The sequence below is a fragment of the Amycolatopsis sp. NPDC051128 genome (assembly GCF_040682715.1).
GTDB lineage: Bacteria > Actinomycetota > Actinomycetes > Mycobacteriales > Pseudonocardiaceae > Amycolatopsis.
In genome coordinates, this window is the sequence record NZ_JBFBBN010000058.1 from 1 (window position 1) to 18,137 (window position 18,137).

The 18,137-nt window shown below is 71.3% G+C and carries 17 protein-coding genes and 1 pseudogene; 9 read left to right on the forward strand and 9 right to left on the reverse strand.

The window, feature by feature from the left end; all coding sequences use genetic code 11:
* Both AB0M82_RS38580 and ltrA read left to right on the forward strand, forming a co-directional pair.
* Positions 1-1,066 (forward strand): DUF222 domain-containing protein (locus AB0M82_RS38580; RefSeq protein ID WP_364733162.1); only part of this gene is annotated, 1,066 nt, incomplete at its 5' end.
* 764 nt (positions 1,067-1,830) lie between these two features.
* Positions 1,831-3,300 carry a group II intron reverse transcriptase/maturase gene (gene ltrA / locus AB0M82_RS38585; RefSeq protein WP_364733164.1) on the forward strand — a complete coding sequence of 490 codons (1,470 nt, stop codon included), beginning with the start codon at positions 1,831-1,833 and terminating at the stop codon, positions 3,298-3,300.
* 210 nt (positions 3,301-3,510) lie between these two features.
* Here the strand turns inward: ltrA and AB0M82_RS38590 are convergent.
* Positions 3,511-4,114, reverse strand: a pseudogene (locus AB0M82_RS38590) (transposase); the annotation flags it as partial.
* A 326-nt stretch (positions 4,115-4,440) separates the two neighbouring features.
* Here AB0M82_RS38590 and AB0M82_RS38595 point away from each other — a divergent pair.
* Positions 4,441-4,995, forward strand: a complete 555-nt coding sequence (locus AB0M82_RS38595) for a hypothetical protein (protein WP_364733167.1) — start codon at positions 4,441-4,443, stop codon at positions 4,993-4,995.
* 155 nt (positions 4,996-5,150) lie between these two features.
* Here AB0M82_RS38595 and AB0M82_RS38600 read toward each other — a convergent pair whose 3' ends face one another.
* Positions 5,151-6,086 (reverse strand): YafY family protein, encoded by a 936-nt coding sequence (locus AB0M82_RS38600; protein ID WP_364733169.1) that lies wholly within the window; start codon positions 6,084-6,086, stop codon positions 5,151-5,153.
* A 62-nt stretch (positions 6,087-6,148) separates the two neighbouring features.
* Between AB0M82_RS38600 and AB0M82_RS38605 the strand changes: the two genes are divergently transcribed.
* Complete coding sequence (locus AB0M82_RS38605) at positions 6,149-7,279, forward strand: epoxide hydrolase family protein (protein ID WP_364733171.1); 1,131 nt, start codon at positions 6,149-6,151, stop codon at positions 7,277-7,279.
* Here AB0M82_RS38605 and AB0M82_RS38610 read toward each other — a convergent pair.
* Entirely contained in the window at positions 7,276-7,797 is a 522-nt protein-coding gene (locus tag AB0M82_RS38610; protein WP_364733323.1) for a TetR/AcrR family transcriptional regulator, read from the reverse strand. The two genes, AB0M82_RS38605 and AB0M82_RS38610, sit on opposite strands and share 4 nt — an antisense overlap.
* Complete coding sequence (locus tag AB0M82_RS38615; RefSeq protein ID WP_364733174.1) at positions 7,739-8,395, reverse strand: GNAT family N-acetyltransferase; 657 nt, start codon at positions 8,393-8,395, stop codon at positions 7,739-7,741. The genes AB0M82_RS38610 and AB0M82_RS38615 overlap by 59 nt, the downstream gene beginning before the upstream one ends.
* A gap of 102 nt (positions 8,396-8,497) precedes the next feature.
* Here AB0M82_RS38615 and AB0M82_RS38620 point away from each other — a divergent pair, with 102 nt between their 5' ends.
* Entirely contained in the window at positions 8,498-9,130 is a 633-nt protein-coding gene (locus tag AB0M82_RS38620) for a hypothetical protein (RefSeq protein ID WP_364733176.1), read from the forward strand.
* 38 nt (positions 9,131-9,168) lie between these two features.
* On the opposite strand, the gene AB0M82_RS38625 is transcribed toward AB0M82_RS38620, so the two are convergent.
* Positions 9,169-9,471 carry a DUF4142 domain-containing protein gene (locus AB0M82_RS38625; RefSeq protein WP_364733178.1) on the reverse strand — a complete coding sequence of 101 codons (303 nt, stop codon included), beginning with the start codon at positions 9,469-9,471 and terminating at the stop codon, positions 9,169-9,171.
* Between the two features lie 140 nt (positions 9,472-9,611).
* On the opposite strand from AB0M82_RS38625, the gene AB0M82_RS38630 reads away from it, so the two are divergent.
* The 3 genes from AB0M82_RS38630 to AB0M82_RS38640 all read left to right on the forward strand — a co-directional run bounded on the left by AB0M82_RS38630 (position 9,612) and on the right by AB0M82_RS38640 (position 11,007).
* Positions 9,612-9,869, forward strand: coding sequence for a hypothetical protein (locus AB0M82_RS38630; protein ID WP_364733180.1), 258 nt, complete (start codon positions 9,612-9,614; stop codon positions 9,867-9,869).
* A gap of 230 nt (positions 9,870-10,099) precedes the next feature.
* Positions 10,100-10,576: a MarR family transcriptional regulator gene (locus tag AB0M82_RS38635; protein WP_364733183.1), complete on the forward strand. Its 477-nt coding sequence runs from the start codon at positions 10,100-10,102 to the stop codon at positions 10,574-10,576.
* Positions 10,577-10,593: 17 nt separating this feature from the next.
* Positions 10,594-11,007 (forward strand): DUF5655 domain-containing protein, encoded by a 414-nt coding sequence (locus AB0M82_RS38640; RefSeq protein WP_364733186.1) that lies wholly within the window; start codon positions 10,594-10,596, stop codon positions 11,005-11,007.
* A 6-nt stretch (positions 11,008-11,013) separates the two neighbouring features.
* Here AB0M82_RS38640 and AB0M82_RS38645 read toward each other — a convergent pair whose 3' ends face one another.
* Entirely contained in the window at positions 11,014-12,147 is a 1,134-nt protein-coding gene (locus AB0M82_RS38645) for a YncE family protein (RefSeq protein ID WP_364733325.1), read from the reverse strand.
* A 347-nt stretch (positions 12,148-12,494) separates the two neighbouring features.
* A complete protein-coding gene (locus AB0M82_RS38650) occupies positions 12,495-12,749 on the reverse strand; it encodes a hypothetical protein (RefSeq protein WP_364733188.1) in 255 nt (84 codons plus the stop codon).
* 62 nt (positions 12,750-12,811) lie between these two features.
* Here AB0M82_RS38650 and AB0M82_RS38655 point away from each other — a divergent pair, with 62 nt between their 5' ends.
* Complete coding sequence (locus AB0M82_RS38655; RefSeq protein ID WP_364733191.1) at positions 12,812-13,630, forward strand: helix-turn-helix domain-containing protein; 819 nt, start codon at positions 12,812-12,814, stop codon at positions 13,628-13,630.
* 243 nt (positions 13,631-13,873) lie between these two features.
* Here AB0M82_RS38655 and AB0M82_RS38660 read toward each other — a convergent pair whose 3' ends face one another.
* Positions 13,874-15,085: an FAD-dependent monooxygenase gene (locus tag AB0M82_RS38660; RefSeq protein WP_364733193.1), complete on the reverse strand. Its 1,212-nt coding sequence runs from the start codon at positions 15,083-15,085 to the stop codon at positions 13,874-13,876.
* Between the two features lie 31 nt (positions 15,086-15,116).
* Complete coding sequence (locus AB0M82_RS38665; protein ID WP_364733196.1) at positions 15,117-18,125, reverse strand: BTAD domain-containing putative transcriptional regulator; 3,009 nt, start codon at positions 18,123-18,125, stop codon at positions 15,117-15,119.
* Positions 18,126-18,137: the final 12 nt, after the last annotated feature.

Consider the following 18,137-nt stretch of genomic DNA (forward strand, 5'->3'; position numbering starts at 1 on the left):
GTTGCTGGAGCATCTGGCTGATGTGTCGAAGCAGGCCGCCGATGTGATGGTGAAGCGGGCGCGGGCGGTGAACCCCGGCCAGAACCTCGACGGCACCCCCGTTCCCGCGGTCGCTCCCGCCACCGGGGTCGCCGCCCGAACCGGGGTGTTGAGCAACCCGATGATCGACACCATCGTCGGGGTCGTGCAGCAGGTCCCCGTCGAGCACCGCGACGAGGCTGAGGCGTCTCTGCTGGCCTTCGCCGCGGACGCCGGGCACAAGCAGGTCGCCGCGCTCGGCGCACGGATCTTGGCGCATCTTGTCCCGGACGGGCCGGAACCCGACCCGACCGAACCCGCCGTCCCGGGTCGGGAGGTGTCGTTGCGGCGGAAAAGGACCGGGGTGTGGGAGTTGCACGGCAGGTTCGACGACGAGACCGGCACCCGCGCCAGCGCCCTGCTGGACTCCATGGCCGAACGCCGTGCCAGTGACGAGGGCCCGGATTTGCGGTCTCCGCAGGAACGCTACGGCGACGCCTTCTCCGACCTGCTCGACCTCGCGCTGAACTCACCCGACCTGCCGGTGCAGGCCGGGGAACGAGCCCACGTCATGATCACCGTCTCACTCGCCGACCTCAAGTCCGGTGTCGGGCACGCGATCCTCGGTGACCTGGGCGCGGTCTCCGCGGCCGAGGCTCGGCTGCATGCCTGTGACTGCGGGGTCATCCCGGCGGTGCTGGGCGGCAAGAACGAGCCCCTCAACTTGGGTAGGCTTCGCCGGACGGTTTCCACCGGACTGCGCCGCGCCCTCTACCTACGCGACGGCGGCTGCGCCTTCCCGGGGTGCCACCGCCCACCCCGGCACTGTCAGGGCCACCACATCCGGCACTGGGCCGACGGCGGGCCGACCGACCTGCATAATCTGGTGTTGTTGTGCGGTCACCATCACCGGTTGCTGCACCGCTCCGACTGGGACGTCCGCATCGCCGCCGACGGCCTCCCCGAATTCCTCCCACCAGTCTTCCTGGACAAACACCGAAAACCCAGACGCAACAACCTCCACCAACCCCTACCCCTCACCGCCTGACAACCGAACACGGGAAAGGCCCGCAGCCACCGGCTACGGGCCCGTCCAAGTCGTGCGTTGCGTGCAACCGTCAACCAACCTCAGCCGCGCAACTACGGCGTTGTTGATCAGTAGGTCTCGGCTTCCGGCCAGCGGTCGCCGAACGTGATGGCAAACGCGTTGATCACTGGCTTCGTGCGCCGTGAGGCGCTGTGGTTTGAGTGGAGGTGAGAGACCGCCACCGTCGGGTCGTCGCAGCGGCCCGGCTGGAGCTGAGGGCAGGCTGATCCGGGAGGTGCCGGGGAGGCTGGGAGCAGCCCTGACAAAGCCGGGACGTGCCAGTACTGCCAGATGGTGCGGGTCCGGCGAGCGGGATCGAAAGGAGTACGCGAGGAACCGATGACGTAAAGCCTCTCAACGTTTTACCGGCTCGAACCTGGTGGATGTGGGCCGGGAGCGGTGCGTCCCTGCCGCCGTGCCGGCGGTTGGGGAACTTCCGGGTGGTGAAGCCGACGGCTCGGAAGGCCGCGCTGAAAGCCTGCGGCGTAGGCGCGGCGATACCGCAGGGGCAGAGTCGGGCTCCTCCTCGATCAAGCGAACCACAGTGAACACGGGAACCACCTCGGGGCTCGCCCTCCGCCACAAATCCATTGTGGATGGTTGGGCTGGGTTCATCGTCGACCGATCGGCCCGGGGTGGGGCGGAGTCGCCGTAGTACTCCGAGCCGGGGAAAGCCCGGTGCATGGGGAAGGGCGACAGCGGATGGATAGGAGATGGTGGCTGTAATGCCGAAAGACGCACCGCCGAACGGTGGTGCCCCGGCCGAGGCCTCGAAGGGGCCGTGGCAGCGGGTATCGGAGATGCAGGCCAAGCTTCACCGTTGGGCGGCGGCCGATCCTGGCCGCAGGTTCGACGATGTGTTCAACTTCGTGCACGACCCGGCGACGCTGATCGTGGCGTTCGCTCGGGTCGCGGGCAACCGGGGTGCGAACACGCCCGGCGTCGACGGTCTCACCGCCGCCGATGTCGAGCAGCGCCTCGGTGTCTCGGGGTTCCTGGAAGACCTGCGGATCTCCCTGAAAGGGGGCTCGTTCCGGCCGTTGCCGGTGCGGGAGCGCAGGATCCCTAAGCCCGGTGGTTCGGGGAAACTCAGGAAGCTGGGGATCCCGACCATCGCGGACCGGGTGGTCCAGGCGGCGTTGAAGCTGGTGCTGGAACCCATTTTCGAGGCCGACTTTCTGCCGGTCTCCTACGGGTTCCGGCCGAAGCGGCGGGCGCAGGACGCGATCGCCGAGATCCACATGTTCGGCTCCCGCGGCTATCAGTGGGTGCTGGACGCGGATATCGAGGCGTGTTTTGACTCGATCGACCACGCGGCCCTGCTGGACCGGGTGCGTCATCGGATCAAGGACAAACGCGTGCTGGCGCTGGTGAAGGCGTTTCTCAAGGCCGGGGTGATGACCGAGGTCGGCGAGAAAGAGGGCTCCGACACCGGCACCCCGCAAGGCGGGATCTTGTCCCCGCTTCTGGCCAACGTCGCGCTGTCGGTGCTCGATGAGCATGTGATGGCACCCTGGAAGCCAGACGGGCCGATGGGAACCACCGCCCGCCGCAACTACCGTCGTTCCAAGGGCCTGCCGACGTGGCGGATCGTCCGCTATGCGGACGATTTCGTCGTGCTCGTGCACGGCCAGGAGCACGACGTGGTGGCTCTGCGCGAAGACATCGCCAGTGCATTGACTCCGTTGGGCCTTCGTTTCTCGGAGGCCAAGACGCGGGTTACGCATATGGCGGACGGGTTCGACTTCCTGGGTTTCCGCATCCAGTGGAAACGTAAGCGAGGAACGAACCAGTGGTACGTATACACGTTCATCGCTGACCATCCACTTCGGTCGGTGAAGGCAAAGATCCGTGCCCTGACACATCGCGTCAGTCAGGCCGACATGGGCGCCGTCATCGGCAGGATCAACCAAATCCTGCGCGGCTGGACCAACTACTTCCGGCATGCCGTCTGCAAACACATCCTCAACCATCTCAGGCACTTCGTCGACTGGCGAGTGATCAGGTGGCTGAGGAAGCGGCATCGCTGGAGGTGGACAGCGTTCCGCCGCCGGTTCACCACCTCGACCGGGCGGTGGCTGCCGATCGCGGCAGACGGGGTCGCGTTGTTCAACCCGGCATCGGTGACGGTCAGCCGCTACCGCTATCGGGGCAACAAGATCCCTAACCCGTTCATGCGGCCCAACCACGTCTGACGGCACCAACCGTGGAGAGCCCGGTGCGTCGAGAGGCGCACGCCGGGTTCGGCGAGCGGCCCGCAGAAACGGACCGGTGGCAACACCGGCACCGCGCTGCGGGCCGACTCATCCAGCGCATCGTCCATCGGGCGCGGCCTGTCCCGGTCGGGTCCAGGCTGCGTGTTTCGCACGCCATTTCTCTTCGAATTCGTCTAGAGCGGCCGCGGCGACGACCTCAGGCAGGCCTTTGAGGCCGTCGCAGACGAGGAAGAACACGTCCCGGATGCCGCGGTTCTTCAGGTCGATCAGCACGCTCATCCAGAACTTCGCGCCCTCGCTGCCGGTGCCCATCCACAGGCCCAGGACGTCCTTGTGACCGTCGATGGTGACGCCGATGGCGGCGTCGATGAACACCGCCACGTACACCGCCCCGCATCGAGAGGGCGGTTGGCCCAGTCGTTCATTTCGGCGCGGCGAGTCGCCGTTGCCGCTTCTTCAGGATCCGCGGTTCGAACGTGCTCTCCCGATCCCGTGGCACGTTGATGCCGACTTCGCCCGCCGCGTCGGAGATCACCGTTTTCGGGCGGGTGCCGTTGCGCACGTTCGTCGACTCGCGATCCGGGGCGGCCTGGTTCTTCTCGTGCCCGAGGTGCTCGGTCATCTCCTCGTTCAACGCGGTTTCCAGCACATTCTTGGTGAACAGCTTCAGCAACCCGTCCGGGCCGGTCAACGCCAGCCCCCACGCCTTCGCCTCGGCCACCATCGCCGCCGCGGCGGCCTGCTCCGGCGACAGCTCCCGCGCCGGCTTGGACTCACTCTTGCGTGGACTCACAAAGCCCGATGTCATCACTCACAGTGCCCATCCCGCCGGACCTCAGCCCGGCGTGTCGGGCCGGAAAACCGATCTTGGAACAGTCCCACTCCTGGTGATCAATCCATCGCATATCGCTACCTCTTGATATACTGTCCCTGCTTGATGACCGAAACCCACGCTCACCCCGGGTCAAGTCGGCACCATCAACCGCCAGTCGGGAAAGGAAACCTTCCGCAGCCGGCATCTTCATCCAAGGAGATCCGACCGTGCGAAAAAGATACAGCAAGTTTCGTATTGCGTCGCCCCAGGCACACGCCTGGGCCTTTCTGAGGGGATCGTCCAGCATGCGGAAACTGTCGAAGGCGCTTGTCTATTTGTTCGGCATCGTCGCTCTTTCCGGCGGAGCGGTCGCCGTGACCGCTCCGCCGGCCCACGCAAGCGTGGTTCAAGTATGGGACGGCCTTGAGGGTGCAACACCCTGGACCAGATGGCAGGGCGGCGGCTCCGGCGATGGGGTCGCCGGCTACGATATCAACGGTGGCGTGGCCCACTGGGATCAGAACAATGGCTGGCTCCATGTCGGCAACGGTTGGGCCGCGAACCGGATTCCGGTGAACATCAGCCAATGGACACGCCACAACTGCGCAGTCGGAGTGTGGATCAACCCCTTGGCGTCCGGGGCGCAGGTCGGCCTACAAGTGTGGAACCCCAACGGTTGGCACATTATCGCGGAGACGTACCCATGGGTCGCCGGCGGCGGCTACAAACAGATCTCCATCGGCGGACTGGACTTGCGCCCATTCAGTGGCGATATCTACCTCCAAGTCATCTACGGCAACAGCAGTGGCGCCAAGACGTTCGTGCGCTTCGATGACATGGCGATATCCTGCTTCTACTGATCTTCGACAAGGAAGCGGCCGACCCTCGCCATCGTCCGCGGTGACCCGGACTGTCTCGTCCGCGCTGATCACGAAATCGTTGGCGCCCAGGGGGTGAACGCCGGCACCCGCCCGAACGAGAAGAGCGGCAGGGAATCCGTATCTTGAAACCCAAGCTAGTCCCCCGCAGCACTGGAATACCGCGCAGAAAGAACCCGAAGCCGCTCAGCCAGCTCAGGCGGCGACTCGACTTCGAAAGCGACATCCAGCATCCCCACGACAAACGCGACAATGTCGAAAGAATCCGTCGCCAGTTCAAGCCGGCACGTACGCTCGTCGATCGGCACGACCTCGCCCTCCACCCGCCCGGCAAGCTCCGACGCCGGCGCGTGGATCTTCAGCACCGCCCGGTACGGCCACATCTCCCGGCCCATCGTCCGCGTCAGGTACGCCGTGAGGTCACCGTCGGGCGGCTCGCGATGGACGAACCGAGGGCCGTTCGGAGTCCTCAGCGTCAGCCGGTCGGCGCGGAACGTCCGCCAGTCCGCGCGGCCGGTGTCCCAGCCGACCAGGTACCAGCGGCGGCCCCACGACACGAGGCGGTGCGGCTCGACCGCCCGGCGGGACTCGGTGCCGTCGTGGCTCACGTAGTCGAAGCGCAGCGTCTCGGCCGCGCGGATCGCCGCCGACACCGTGGTGAGCACCGCCGCCATCTCCGGGCCGCGCACCGGCAAGGCGAGCATGCTCGCTTCCAAGGCGGCGACGCGGTGCCGCAGCCGGGAGGGCAGGACCTGCGAGAGCTTCGTCAGCGCCCGCAGCGACGCCTCTTCCAAGCCGGAAACCCCGCCGGCGTGCAAGCCGACCACCACCGCGACGGCCTCGTCGTCGTCCAGCAGCAGCGGTGGCAGCTCCGCGCCGGCGCCGAGCCGGTACCCGCCGACCGGTCCCATCACCGCGTGCACCGGGTAGCCGAGCTCCCGCAGGCGGTCGACGTCGCGGCGCACCGTCCGCGTTGTCACGCCCAGCCGCTCGGCGAGCTCGGTGCCCGACCAGTCCCGGTGCATCTGCAGCAACGACAGCAGCCGCAACAATCGGCCAGGGGTTTCCCGCATGCCGCCGAGAATGCCAGAGGTCCAGGACCGATCCTGTCCTACATGCCCGCGAAGCTCAGCGCATGGATCCCTTCCGCATCAACATCCCCCAAGCCGACCTCGACGAGCTGCGCCACCGGCTCGCCCGCACCCGCTGGCCGGGCGAGCTGCCCGGCGCCGGCTGGTCGTACGGCGTCAGCCAGACCTACCTCGCCGAACTGGTGGAGTACTGGCACACCGGATACGACTGGCGTGCCCAGGAAGCCCGGCTCAACGCCTTCCCGCAGTTCACGACCACCATCGACGGCCAGCGCGTGCACTTCCTCCACGTGCGCTCGCCCGAACCCGGCGCGACGCCGCTGATCCTGACCCACGGCTGGCCGAGCACGGTGGCCGACTTCCTCGAGATCCTCGGCCCGCTCACCGACCCGCGCGCCCACGACGGCGACCCGGCGGACGCGTTCCACGTCGTCGTGCCGTCGGTGCCCGGCTTCGCGTTCTCCGGCCCGACGGCCGAGCCGGGCTGGAACACGCGCCGGATCGCCCGGGCGTGGGCCGAGCTGATGCGGCGGCTGGGCTACGAGCGCTACGGCGCCCAGGGCGGCGACTTCGGCAGCATCGTCTCGCCCGAGCTGGGGCGGACCGCACCGGAGTCGGTGCTCGGCGTGCACGTCAACGCCGTCGCGAACGCCGGGGTCCCGACGGCGCCCGGCGACCTCGACCGGCTGTCCGAAGAGGACCGCAAGCAGGCCCAGGAGAACGAAGTGTGGTGGTACGCCCATTCCGGCTACGCCACGCAGATGGCCACCCGGCCCCAGACGCTCGCCTACGCGCTCAACGACTCCCCCACCGGGCAGCTGGCGTGGAACCTCGAATGGTTCGTGGACTGGGATCCCGCGGCCACGCGGCAGACGCCGGTGAGCCGCGACGCGATCCTCACGAACGTCACGATCTTCTGGTTCACCGGCACCGCGGGCTCGGCCGCGCGCCTCTACCTGGAGGCGGGCCAGGACGGCTGGGGCGAGCGGCCGGCGCCGTCCGGAGTGCCGACGGCGGTGGTGAACTTCCTCGGCGACCACGCGATCCGCGGCCTGGCCGAGCTGTCGAACACGGTCACGCGCTGGACGGAGTACGACACGGGCGGGCACTTCGCGTCGCTGCAAGCGCCGGACGTGCTGGTCCGCGACATCCGGGAGTTCTTCCGCGGCCTCTAGTCCACAGTGGAGGACCGACGGCGCCGTTTCGCGACGGCGCCGTCGAGCAGCGGCCGCAGCTCCGCGACCACCGTGTCGAGCGGCGCGACGTTCCGGTGGGCCCGGGCCAGGACGATCGCGCCCTCCAGGGCGCTCAGCATCAGCACAGCCAGCGACGTGCTGCGGGCCGGGGGCACGCCCAGCTGTTCGAGGGTGGCGGCGACCGGGCGCTGCCAGCCGTCGAAGGCCTTGCCGACCGCTTCGCGCAGGCTGTCGCTGGTCGACGCGGTGTCGGCGACCGTCGCGACCAGCGGGCAGCCGGCGTCGAACCCCGCGGTCGTGAACTCGTCGCGCCACTGGGCGGCCATCGCCGCGAAGAGCTTGCCGGGCGTCGGATCGTCGAGCTTCGCGGCGACCCGCGCCACCCGCCGGGCGGCGTAGTCCCCCGCCCACGCGACGGCTTCGGCGATCAGCTGGTCCTTACCGCCGGGGAAGTAGTGCTGCAGGGATCCCCGCGGCGCTTCGGCGTGGGCGACCACCTCCCGCATGCCGGTCGCCCCGACACCGTGGATCCGCACCAGCTGCGCGGCGCTGAGCACCATCCGCTCGCGCGGCGTCCTCGTCATCGACTGCCTCCTTCATGACGCCCGTCATGGTAGCCCAGTCCGGCACGACCAGCGCGAAGTCCCGCTCACCGCGTTCGTAGGCCGGCAGCGGCCGGAACCCCTGACGCAGCAGCAGCGCCTCGGCGCCGGTGTTCCCGGACCGCGCGGTGGCGCGCACGGTCCACCCCGGCCACCGGCCGGCCGTCCACAGCCACCGGGCCAGCGCGCTGCCGATCCCCCGCCGCTGCCACGCGTCGGCGACGAGGAGCCCGACGTCGGCTTCACCCGGCGTCTCGGAGACGAAGTTGAGCAGGCCGACGGGAGTGTCGCCGCGGGTGGCGAGCAGCGCGACACCGGCCGGCGGCCCGGCGAGCAGGAAACGCTGGTAGCGCCGGAAGATCTCGGCCGGTTCGGCGGGCCCGCCCATGAGGAACCGGCCGCGCAGGCTGGCGGGCGAGCAGGCCGCGACCAGAGCGGCGACGCACTCGCGATCGGCGGCGCCCGCCTCGCGGATCTCTATGACGGTGGTCATAGTCCCATGAGACCACGCCGGGTGCGGGCCGCACACTATGACGGACGTCATAGATCGGCGCGGACCGCGCGATTCACCCATCCGGCAGGCGGGTACGTTGCCGTGGCCGCGACCCTCACCGCGAAAGGCGTCCCGATGCAGCTCTACGCCGAACGGCCGATCCGCCGTACCGCCCAGCTCGTCAGCGACCTGCTCGCCCTGCTGCTCGTCGTCTTCGCGGTGTGGCTGGGGACGTCGGTGTACGACGAGGTGACGAAGCTGCGCGCGCCCGGGGACGGACTCGTCGACGCCGGCACCGGGCTGCGGGGCACCTTCGACTCGGCGGCGAGCTCCGCCGACGGGATCCCGCTCATCGGCGACGCGCTCGCGAAGGCGCTGCGCGGCGGGTCCGCCGTCGGGACCAAGTTCGCCGACGCGGGGCGGTGGCAGATCGAGGCCGTCGAGAGCCTCGCGTGGTGGATGGCGGCGATCATCATCGCACTTCCGCTGCTGACGCTCGTGGTGACCTGGCTGCCGCTGCGCTGGCACTACACCCGCCGCGCCACGGCGGCCGCGGCGCTGCGGGACCTCGGGGACGAAGGGCTGGACTTGCTCGCGTTGCGGGCGCTGACCACCCAGCCGTTGCGGCGGCTGGCCAAGTCCGGCCGGCTCGCCACCGGCTGGCGGGAGCGCGACCGGGACGTCATCAAGCTGCTGGCGGGCCACGAACTGGCCCGGAACGGGCTCACCGCCTGACCTCGGCCCAGACCCGGCTGCGCTCACCGCCAGCGGGATCACTTCGGCGGATTGACCGCCGCGGCGACGTCGGCGAGCGTCTGCTGGTCGACCAGCCCGGTGTCCTCCAGCACCTCCATGTGGTCCAGGACCGTCTGGTTCGCCTGCTTCGCGTGCCGCCGGATGACGTCGTTCTGCGTGCCGGCGCGGACTTCGGCGATGGTCGCGAAGATCTTGCCGTGCGACGCGCGGAGCACGTTCGCGAACAGCTTGTCGAACTCCAGGCCCTGGGCGTTGGTCAGCTGGCGGACCCAGTCCTGCTGTTCGGCGGTGGCCTGGTCCGGCAGCGTCACGCCGAGCATCTTCGCGTCCTCGCGGACGAGCTGGTCGAGGCGCGAGTGGCCGTCCAGCAGGTGCAGCCCGGCGCTTCACCGCCTCGCTGCTGGCGTGGGTCTGCGCCAGGTCGCCGGCGGGAATCTCCCACAGCCCGGCCTGGCGGACCTTGACCAGGAACGTCTTGTCGAGCTCGGTGACCGGCCCGGCGCCGATCACGTTGTCCGCGGCCCCGGCCTGCGCGGCAGAACCCATCTGCATGCCGGCCATGCCCGCGCTGTGCGCCGGCACCTGCGCCTGTGTCGAGCCGGGCGCGGTCTGGGCACTGGCGTTCAGCACCATGACCGAGCCCACGCCGACCACGCTGAGCGTGGCCACGACGACCAGCGCGGTCCGGACCTTGGCCCGGCCCGTCATGCCACGATGATCCGGCATCGTTCCTCCTTCTGACGACAAGTTCGGTACGGGGTACACGGACGCCGTGGCGCGGAGGTTCAGCGAAATCCGGAGAATTTTCTTGTGCGCCAACGAATTCAGCGCATCAGGACGGCCATTGGCCACGAAAAGGAAGCAGCGGGCGAGCCGCCCGGAGACCGCCGGCGAAGGCCGGGGATGTCCATCTTGACCGATGCTCTTGCGACTGGCAAGTATTGCGTCATGCAAACCCTCGAAGACACGCCTCCGGGCGCCGACGCGGACGTGGCGGCCCTCGACGGCCTCACCCTGGTCCTGGTCGGGATCGCGTGGGAATGCGCGCACGCGGCGCCACCCGAGGTCACCTTCCCCCAGACGCGGCTGCTGCTCATCCTCGACCGCCTCGGCCGGGTCCCGAGCTCGCAGCTGGCGGCGGCGATGGGCGTGAACGCGTCGTCGGTGACGCGGCTGGCCGACCGCCTGGAAACCCTCGGTTACCTGGCCCGCGGCCGCAGTCCGGGTAACCGCAGCGTCGTGACGCTGGAGGTGACCGAGACCGGGCGCGAGCTGGTGGCGCGGATCCTCGACCGGCGGCACGCCGCGCTGGGGGCGCTGCTGGACAAACTGCCGCTGTCGCAGCGGGAGGCCGCGGCCACGGCCGCCCGGCAGCTGGTGCACGCGGCCGCGACGATCCCGGCGCTCGGCCCCGCGCCGCTGTGAGTGCCATCCTGGACGGCATGCCGACCCGGTGGACGTGCCCGCGCTGCGACCGCGAGTTCGCGCGCGCCCGCCAGGGGCACACCTGCGTGCCCGGCTGCACGGTCGACGAGACGTTCGCCGGCAAGCCGCCGTGGCAGCGCGCGATCTACGACGCCGTCGTCGGGCACCTGCGCGACCTCGGCGACGTCCACGAGGACGCCGTCAAGGTCGGGGTGTTCCTCAAGCGCGACCGGAAGCTCGCCGAACTGCGCCCGCGGTCCCGCGACGTGCTGGTGTACCTGTGGCTGCCGCACCCGGTCGAAACGGCCCGCATCGCCCCGGCGAGCTGGGCGAGCGGGCCGCGGGTCGGGCACAGGCTGAGCCTGCGCGAGGTGTCCGATGTGGACGACGAAGTCCGCGGCTGGCTGACCGCGGCCTTCGAGACGTCCTGAAGTCCGTCAGGAACCCGCGGGTCCCGTCCAGCCCTCGGGGACGTGCCCGAGGCGGACCCGCTGCGGGTGGTCGCCGACCGGCACCGAGACGAGCTTCTGCCCCGTCGCGAAGGAGATCGCGGTGACCTGGTCGGCGCCGGCCTCGGAGATCACGCACGCGCTGCCGTCGCCGCTCACCGTCGCCCAGTACGGCTTCGCCGCGGGGACCAGCTGTCCCTGCCGCAGGGACGCGCGGTCGACGACCGTGGCGTAGTCGTCCATCGTCCCGGCGACGCAGAGCTTGTCCCCCGCCGGGCTCATCGACATGCCGTGGTGGCGGGAGTCGTTGACGAAGGTCTTGCGGTCGTCGCTGGCGGCCGGGTTCTTCGGCAGCTCCTTGACCCGCGTGATCTTGTCGGTCGCGACGTCGTATTCGAGGAAGCCGTTGAAGAACGACACCTGGAAGTACAGCTTCGACTGGTCCGGGGTGAACGCGACCGGCCGCACCGCGTCCGACAGGTCATTCCGCCCGAAGGCGTCGAGCCGCTGCCGCATGTCGATCACCTTGACCTGGCGGAACGTCGCGGCGTCGACCACGGTGATGCGCCGGTCGCCCTTGGTGAAGTCCCAGCCCGGGGCGTCGAGATCGGTGTTGACCTCGCCGATCGACATGTTCCACACGAACCGGCCGCCGTCGGTGAACACGTTCTCGTGCGGCTTGTCCCCCGTCGCGAAGGAGCCCACCTGCTGGCCGGTGACGATGTCGAGCACGTGCACGGTGTTGGCCGTCGAGGCGGAGACGGCGACGCGGCGCCCGTCCGGCGAGACCGCCATGTGGTCGGAGCGGAAGCCCGACACCGGGAAGCGCCAGTTGATCCGGCCGGTGGCGAGGTCGACCGACACGACGTCGGCGAAGCTCGGCCGCGACGCCACCACCGAACCGCCGTCCGGAGTGGTGTACATGTCGTCGACGAACTGGTCGTGGCCTTCGCCGGGCCCGTTGCGGATGCCGAGGAAGAACGCCAGCTTGACCGGGTTCAGGTAGATCTCCCGCAGCCGTTCGTCCTTGTCGGGGACGATGTTCACGCGGCCGACGCGGGCGAAGGAGCCCCGGGACTGGATGACGTCCGCCGTCCCGTCCCAGTTGTTGCCGACGAACATCACCTCCCGCAGGGCCGCGGGGGCGCCGGTCGCGGGCACCGCCGCGCCGGTCGCCAGCAGGGCAACGGCGGAGGCCAGGTACACCGCACGGGAGAGGTACGACCGCCTTCGGCGGGTTCGGGCACCAGTCGGGGGAATGCGCACGGGAGACACCTTTCGACGCTGAAGAGGTGTGCGGCAGCCCTCGCGAAACTCTCGATGGCTTTCGCGAGGTAGAGGAGTTACTGTCCGGTATTGCCACGATAACGGGCCACCGGAGCCACTCCGGTAGGCCCGCTCGCCCAACATCACGGGCGCGGCGTTGTGGCCGTGCGACAACGGGGTCCCGGGGAGGTGCCGTGCCGGCGTCACCGCTGCTCCAGCAAGTGCTGGACGCGATGGCCGCGGACGAGACCGTGCTCGACGAGCTGGTCGAGGCCGCGCGGAGCCAGTCGCCCGGAGTCGCGCGGCTGCCGGCGGCCGAGAACCGGCGGCACGTCCAGTTCCTGCTCTCCGCGGCGCTGCGGGCCGCGACGAACCCCGACACCGCCGACTACACCACCGCCGAGGCGCTCGGCGCCGACCGCGCCGCGCAGGGTGTCCCGCTCACCGATCTCCTGCACGGGGTCCAGGCCGGCCGCACGCTCGCCGCCCGCGTCGCCGTCGAACGGGCCCGGCCGCCGGCGTGCCCGACGACCTCATCCTCGAAACCATCCTCGACGCCGAGCGCTACACCGGCGCGCTGGAACGCCACATCGTCAAGGGCTATCACGCCGCCGAGCTCCAGCTTTCGCGCACCGTGCGCGACGCGCGGACCCAGCTGCTGCGCACGGTGCTGCTGCCGGGACCGCGGACGCCGCCCGCGCCCGAAGAACTCCACCACGCCGGGCTGCGGCCCGGTGGGCGGTACCACTGCGTGGTGTCCGACGTCAGCGATCCCGCGCAGGCGCGCACGCTGGAGCAGGCGCTCCTCGAGTTCGGCGGCGTCTACGGCCTGGTCGAGGGGCGGCTCACCGGCCTGGCGGCCCGGCCGCCCGCCGAAGTCGCGCTCGCCGACGGGGTGCTGCTGATCGCCGCGCCCGCCGCCCCGCTGCCCGCGCTGCGCGAAATCCACCAGCTGTGCGCGGCCGCGTTGCGGATCGCCGCGCGGCGCGAGCGGCGCGGGTACCACGACCTCACCGGGCTCGCCGGCGAGCTCGCGATGACGGCGCAGCCGCTGCTCGGCGAACTGCTCGCCGCGGAGCTGCTCGGCTCGCTCGATCCGGGAAACGCTTTCCACCGCGAGCTGGCCGCGACGGCGCTGGCGTACCTCGACCACGGCCAGCGGCTGCGGCCCACCGCCGAAGCGCTGCACCTGCACCCGAACACCGTCCGCTACCGCCTCGACCGGCTGGCCGAGCTGACGCCGCTGGCGCTGGCGGAAAACCCGGGCGCGAGCGTCCTCGACACCGTACGGTCCTGGTGGGCGCTGCACCACTGGTCGGCCCCGCCGGACCCGGGCTGATCCGGCGGCCCGCGGCGCTTCAGGCACGGCTGCCGGAGCCGTGGACCCACGGTCGGCTAGCGGCCCCAATGTGGCGTTGGGTGCGTCCAACGCACCCAATGTGGCGTTCGGTGCGTCCAACGCAACCAACGCCACATTGGGGCGCATGAACCGGGGCCCGCCACGGGCGGGCACGGGCCACCCGGCGAAAGTCCGCGCGGCGAAAGTCCGCTGCGCTGCAGGCGAGGCACGGACCCGCCACAGTCACGCGGCCCTCGCGTATTCCTTCAGCACCAAGGCGTTCGCCGCTTCGCGGACCGGGCGGGCCATCTGCTCCAGGACCCGGTTGCGGCCCGGGAGGTATGGCATCAGCTTGATCATCCGCGTGTTGAACCACGCGAACGCCCGCGACTGCGGGAGGATCCCGCGCAGCGCCGTCTTCGCGAGGGCCTGGTTCTTGTCGATGAACGGCCGCATTTCCGCCTCGTAGCGCGCGAACGCCACCGCAAAGTCCCCGCCGGCCGCGGCCAGTTCGCCCGCCAGGACATACGCGCCCGCCAAGGCGAGGCTCGTGCCCTGGCCCGACGCCGGCGACGGGCAGTAGCCCGCGTCGCCGAGGAGGGTCACGCGGCCCGCCGACAGGTGGTCCATGGTGATCTGGCAAACCGGGTCGAAGTAGAAGTCGCCCGCCTCGCGCATGGACTCCAGCAGCTCCGGGATCTCCCAGCCCAGGCCGGCGAACTGGCCGGCCACGAGGTCCTTCTGGCCGTCGACGTCCCGCCGGTCGTAGGCCAGGGGCGGCGCGCTGAACCAGAACGCGGCCTTCGCGTCGTCGGCGCGGGCGGTGCTGTAGACGTTGACCATCTTGCCCGGCGCCGCCGAGTGGAGCAGCTCCCAGCGGTCCAGCTGATGCGTGTTCGGCACGGTCGAGATCGAGATGTAGGCGTCGAACCGGCGCAGGAAGTCCTCCTCCGGGCCGAACGCGAGCGCGCGCACTCCGGAGTGCAGGCCGTCGGCGCCGACGACCAGGTCGAACCGGCGCGGCGCGCCGTGGGCGAAGGTGACGTGGACGCCGTCTTCGCGCTGGTCGAGCCCGGTGATCCAGTCGCCGAAGACGTACTCGACGTCTTCGCGGGTGCTGTCGTACAGGATTTCCGCCAGGTCGCCGCGCAGGATCTCGGTGTCGTCGCCGTGGCGGAAGCCGAAGGTGTCGGCGTCCAGCGTCGCGAGCTGCTTGCCACGCTTGTTGACGAACGCGGCGCCCCGCATGTCGGTGCTCGCCGCGTGCACCTTTTCGAGCAGGCCCATCCGGCGGACGACGTCGACGGCGACGCCGCGGATGTCGATCTTGTAGCCGCCTTCGCGCAGGCTCGGGGCCCGCTCGACGACGGTGGGGCGGAAGCCGTGGTGGCGCAGCCACCAGGCGAGCGCGGGGCCAGCGACACTGGCGCCGGAGATCAGGATGTTCTTCGTCATGCCCAGCAGCGTGGGCGCGGCCGCCGACCGGTCACGAACCGAGCGCGAACCGCCGCTGACCGAACTTCTCGATGGCCTGCTCGGGAGGCATTTCCCGGCCGCGATCAAAGGCATTGACGTAGGCCTCGGCGCCGATGCGCCCCCGGACGCGGTCCACCACGCCGTCGACGTCGGCGTCCCCGGCGACCGGCGCGCCGCGCAGCCCGACCGCCACCCCGAGGAGGAACGCCGCCCGGTCGTCCTCCTCGCGCGCGGCGAGCACCCCGGCCAGTCCTTCGATCGCCTGGGCCGCGCCGGGCAGGTTCGCGTGGTCCAGCGCCGTGGCGAGCGCCTCCTGGTGCAGCTCGGTCGCCGCGTCGAGGTCGCCTTCGGCGGCCGCCGTCCAGCCGAAGCCGGTGTGGAGCCGGATCCGCGTCTCGCCGCCGGTCACCGGATCGCCGGCCAGGCCGATCGCCGACGAGTACCAGTGCCGGGCCGTGGTGAGGTCGCCCGCGCGCCGCGCGATCTCGCCCAGGCCACCGCGGGCGCGCGCGAGCGTCAGCGGCGTGCCCGCGGCACGGGCCTTTTCGGCGGCGGCTTCGTAGTCGGCCGCCGCGGCCCCGGGGTCACCGGCCCGCAGGACGCCGTCGGCGCGGCGGCAGAGCAGCTCGGCGGCGTCTTCGACGGCGCCGAGCTCGCCGGCCAGCCGCACGGACTCGTCCATCAGCGCGCGGAACCGGGCGTGGTCGCCGCGCCAGTCCGCGAACTCCGCGAGCTTCTCCAGCGCGGTCGCCTCGCCCCAGCGGTCGCCGAGCGCGCGAAAACCGTGCAGCGACGCCGAAAAGTGCGCCTCGGCCTCGGCGATCCGGCCGCGGTACTGCGCGCCGAGGCCGTCGCCGACCCGGGTGAACGCCCGCGCCCACGCGTCCTCACCGACCAGCGCGGCCAGCCGCTCGCCGTCCTTCGCCTTGGTGCGCGGGGAAAGCGCCCACAGCAGGAAGAGGTACGGGTACCGCAGCGGGCCGTCGAGCGTCCGCAGGACCGGCTCGATCGCGACGTCGGTGTTCGACGCGTGGATCAGGCACAGGCAGTATTCCTCGGCCAGCCCCGGTGGCGGTTCGGGGCCGACGGCGGCGAGCACGGCGTCCGCGAACGGCGTCGCCTCGCTCCGCCGGCCGCACAGCCACCAGTACCAGGTCAGGGCCGCGATGAGCCGCAGCGCGAGGTCCGGCGCTCGCGCGACGCTCCAGCGCAGGGCCGCGTTGAGGTCGGCGTGCTCGGCGGTCAGCTCCGCCAGCGCCGCCAGCTGGTCCGCGCCGCGCAGCTTCGGCTCGGCCGCGCCGGCGAGGTCGAGGAAGTACTTCGCGTGGGCCGCGCGCCGGTCGTCGCCCTGTTCGGCGCAGAACGCCCGGATGGTCGCCAGCATCCGGTACCGGCCGCCGTCGAACTCGACGAAGGACTTCTCGACCAGGCCGGTGAGCACGAGGTCGGCGTCCCCGACGCCGCAGACCCGCTCGACCGCGTCGAGCCGCGCGCCGCCGGCGAACACCGCGAACCGGCCGGCCAGCAGCCGTTCGTCCGGGTCGAGCAGGTCCCAGCTCCATTCGACGACGCCGCGCAGGGTCCGGTGCCGCGGCTCGGCGGTCCGCTCGCCCCGTGACAGCAGCTTGAAGCGGTCGCCGAGCCGGGCGGCGACGTCGTCCGCGGACATCGTCCGCAGCCGGGCGGCGGCGAGCTCGATCGCCAGCGGCAGGCCGTCAAGGGCGGCGCAGATCCGGGTCACCGCGTCCGGGCCGGGCGTTCTGCCGGGCGCCACCGCCGTGGCGCGGTCGGTGAACAGCCGCGCCGCGGCGTCGGCGGGCAACGCGCCGAGCGGCACCAGCGTCTCGCCGGTCAGGCCCAGCGCCTCGCGGCTGGTGGCGAGCACGCGCAGGCCCGCGCACTCGCCGAGCAGGCGTCGCACCAGCCGTGCGGCGCCGGCGACGACGTGTTCGCAGTTGTCGAGGACCAGCAGCAGCGGCCGGTCGGCGAGCGCGGCGGCCAGCCGGTCGGCCGGGTCCGGTGGCGCGCCCGGCGTCAGCACGCCCTGTTCCCGCAGGCCCAGCGCGGCGAGCACGGCCCGCGGGACCTCGGTCGTCGTCGCCAGTTCGACGAAGCACACTTCGCCGGCTTCGCGGGCCGCGGCTTCGACGGCGAGCCGAGTCTTGCCGGCGCCGCCCGGCCCGGTGAGCGTGACGAGCCGGGCGCTTTCCAGTGACGCGCGCAGCCTCATCAGTTCGGCGGCCCGGCCGACGAACCCGGTCAGGGGCACCGGAATCCGCCGGGCCGGGGCGGGCGCCGCGGCTCGGAGGACCGCGGTGTGCGCGGCCGCGAGTTCGGCCGACGGGTCGGCGCCGAGTTCGTCGGCGAGGCGGTCCCTGGCTTCGACGAACACTTGGAGGGCCTCCGCGGCGCGGCCGCCGCCGTGCAGCGCCCGCATGAGCTGGGCAGTGAGGCGTTCGCGCAGCGGGTGCTCGCGCGCGAGCTCCCGGAGTTCGGCGACGAGCCGGTCGTGGTGGCCGAGCGCCAGCCCAGCCTCGACGCGGTCCTCGGTCGCGGCCAGGCGCAGCTCCGCCAGCCGGGCCGCGCGCGGCGCGTCCGCGAGCCCGTCGAGCGCCGGCCCCCGCCACAACGCGAGCGCCTCGCCGAACAGCTCGAGTTTCGCGCGCGGATCAGGCGTCTCCCTGGCCTGGGCGGTGAGCCGTTCGAACCGGTGGACGTCGACGTCCTGGGGGTCGACGGCCAGCCGGTACCCGGCGGGCGTGAATTCGACCAGGCCGTCGGGCGCGCCGCCGTCCCGCAGCCGCCGCCGGAGCCGGGACACCTGGGACTGCAGGGCGTCGGCGGCGCCTTCGGGCGGGTGCTCGCCGTGCAGGCCGTCGATCAGCCGCTCGGCGCCGACGACGCGGCCGGCGTCGAGGGCGAGCAAGGCGAGCAGCCCTCGCAGCTGCGGGCCACCGAGGGCGACCGGGGTCCCGTCCGGACGGCGGGCTTCGACCGGCCCGAGGATGGCGAACTGCACGCCGCCGATTCT